The 2,633-nt window shown below is 76.8% G+C and carries 3 protein-coding genes; 2 read left to right on the top strand and 1 reads right to left on the bottom strand.

Going from position 1 to position 2,633, the window contains the following annotated elements; genetic code table 11:
- A partial coding sequence (locus tag ACOV8S_RS11375) for an ATP-binding cassette domain-containing protein (RefSeq protein WP_448317659.1) occupies positions 1-748 on the bottom strand: 748 nt, incomplete at its 3' end.
- A gap of 129 nt (positions 749-877) precedes the next feature.
- On the opposite strand from ACOV8S_RS11375, the gene ACOV8S_RS11370 reads away from it, so the two are divergent.
- Positions 878-1,336 (top strand): SAV_6107 family HEPN domain-containing protein, encoded by a 459-nt coding sequence (locus ACOV8S_RS11370; protein ID WP_448317658.1) that lies wholly within the window; start codon positions 878-880, stop codon positions 1,334-1,336.
- A 75-nt stretch (positions 1,337-1,411) separates the two neighbouring features.
- On the top strand, positions 1,412-2,176 hold the full coding sequence (locus ACOV8S_RS11365; RefSeq protein WP_448317657.1) for a class I SAM-dependent methyltransferase: 765 nt from the start codon (positions 1,412-1,414) through the stop codon (positions 2,174-2,176).
- The last annotated feature ends 457 nt before the right edge of the window (positions 2,177-2,633 follow it).

The raw sequence follows: 2,633 nt of genomic DNA, 5'->3' as shown, positions 1-2,633 counted from the left end.
TCTCGGGGGCGGCCGGCTCGCCGACCGGCACCACGAGGTCCGCCTCGGGCGGGGCCTCGCGGAACGCGGCCAGGACGGTCGTGCCACCGGCGGCCAGGGCGGACAGCAGCGCGACCGCCTCCTGTCGTTCGGGGCCGGAGAGGCCCAGGTCCGCGTCGTCCACCGCGACGACCTCGGGGCGACCGGGCCGGCCGAGCAGCGCAAGCGCCACCGAGAGCCGCAGCTCCTGCGCCCGGGACAGGTCCCGCACCGCCGTGCGGCCCCCCTTCGGCAGGTCGTCCGGCGCCAGTCCCACCGTCCGGAGCGCCGCGTCCGCGCGGGCCGCGTCCTCGGCCGCCCGCGCCCGCGGCGAACGCAGCAGTCCGCGCACCAGGTCGGCCGCCGGTCCCCCGTACCGGCGGCCGACCAGTGCCCGCTCGCGGAGGTGTTCCGCGACGGTCAGGGCGGGATCGAGGTCCGTCACGCCGGGCATGTGGGCCACCCCGGACACCCGGCGGACCCGCGCCGTCCGCCGGGGCAGCTCCAGCCCGGCCACCCGGGCCGTGCCCTCGGCCGTGCGCATCCGCCCGGTGAGGGCCAGCAGCAGCGCCGTACGGCCCGACCCCGTGGGGCCGGTGACGGCCACCAGCGCGCCCGGCCCGGCCTCGAAGGTCACCCCCCTGAACGCCCATCCCCGGGGCCCCTTGACCCCGAGCCTGCGGGCGGCGACGCCCGTGGCGGGCGGCTGCCCGTCCCCCTGCCGGCTCACTCGCATGCACCTCGGCTTTTTTGCACTGACTGGTCAGTGCAAAAACTAACTCGAACCGGCCCACCGGGCAAAACCGCAGGTCAAAGCGATTGTCAGTGGCAGAGCCCAAGATGGGACCAGACAGGACAGATGCTGTCGTACGACGACAGGAGGTTCGTCATGACCCACCCGGTGGCCCGCCGGGCGTCCGCACCGCCCGCCGGCCTCGATCTGCTCGACCGCGCCCGCCGGGGCCTGGACGGCGCTCTGCTCCTGACCACGCCCAACGAGCGGTACGCCGCGGCCCACCTGGCCGCCCTGCGTGGGGCCGCCGCGGTGCTCGCGGTGCGCGTCAGCCCGGTGCCCGAGCCCCGCCGCGGCCGCCGGACGCCGATACGCAGCGCCTGGGAGGTGCTCACGGAGGCCGCGCCGGAGCTGGCCGAGTGGGCCTCCTTCTTCGCCGCGGGCGCCGAACGCCGCGCGCGGGCCGAGGCCGACCTGCCGCACGCCGTCTCCGCGCGGGAGGCCGACGACCTGATACGCGACGTCGCCGTGTTCCTGCGTCTGGTGGAGCGGGCGACAGGGCTGACCGGCCCGGACGCCCATTAGGGTGGGGGCATTCGCCTGCCTCCCACGCTCCTGTGGGCGGGCGGCCACCGATCGCCCGTCGAGGAGTCAATCGCCGTGTCGGACCCGATGCGCCCCCGCGCTTCTCTCCGTACCGCCGTGGTCTGGGAGGTCCTGAAGGACGCCCTGGACCGCCGAGTCAAGTCGGGCGGCGACCCGTCGCTCGACGTCCTCGACACCGGCGGCGGCAGCGGCAACTTCGCCGTGCCCGTCGCCGCGCTCGGCCACCGGGTGACCGTCGTCGACCCGAGCCCCGACGCCCTGTTCGCCTTGGAGCGCCGTGCCGCCGAGGCGGGAGTGGCCGACCGGGTGAGGGGGGTTCAGGGGGACGTCCACGGCCTGTTCGACGTCGCGGACCGTTCCTCCTACGACGCGGTGCTCTGCCACGGCGTGCTGGAGTACGTCGACGACCCCGCCGAGGGGCTGCGCAACGTTGCCGCGGCCCTGCGTCCCGGCGGGCTGCTGAGCCTGCTCGCGGCGGGCCTGGGCGGCGCGGTGCTCTCGCGCACCCTGGCCGGCCACTTCAACGAGGCACGGCAGGCGCTGGAGGACCCGGACGGCCGCTGGGGCGAGCAGGACCCGGTCCCGCACCGCTTCACCGTGGACCGGCTGACCTCGCTGGTCGAGGCGAGCGGTCTGCGGGTGGGCGCGGTGCACGGGGTGCGGGTCTTCTCCGACCTGGTCCCCGGCGTCCTGGTCGACACCGAGCCGGGTGCCCGGGAGGCGCTGCTGCGCCTGGAGGCCGCGGTGGCCTCGATGGAGGCCTTCCACTCGGTCGCCACGCAGCTCCACGTGCTGGCCGAGGCGTCCCCGGCGTCTTAGCCGTTGCCCTGGCGTCGCGGCCGTCACAGCGGCGCCGCGTGGCTCGCACAGCGGTGTCGTGGCCGGCACAGCCGTGCCGTGGCTCGCGCAATGCCGTCACAGCGGCGCCGCGTGGCTCGCACAGCGGCGTCGTGGCCGGCACAGCCGTGCCGTGGCTCGCGCAGCGGCGTCCTCGCGTGCAGGGCGGCGCGGTGTCCTCGCGTGCAGGGCGGCGTCGTGGTCGTCGCCGCCTGGCCTGTGCGCGCGGTCCGGAACGGACCGGTGCGATGCGGCGCGGCCCCGTCACGGACCGGCTCCGGCACCGGCCTGCCCGGCACGATTCGGCGCGGCCCGGTCACCGGTGACCGCGCTCGGCACCGCTCCCGGCGGCTGCGCACGGAAGCCGTCCCCGGCCCCGGCCGGACCGCCGTGTATCGGCCGCTCCGGGCGTGGCGGCAGGTCCTGGCCACCCCGCGGA

Source organism: Streptomyces sp. CO7 (assembly GCF_053474865.1).
Note: the sequence above shows the minus strand (reverse complement) of the source record. Positions and strands in the feature narration are given on the sequence as shown.

What these genes read in the sequence shown, in the direction of transcription:
- ACOV8S_RS11370 (WP_448317658.1), top strand. Translation starts at nt 878, where the DNA reads ATGCTGTCGTACGACGACAGGAGGTTCGTCATGACCCACCCGGTGGCC.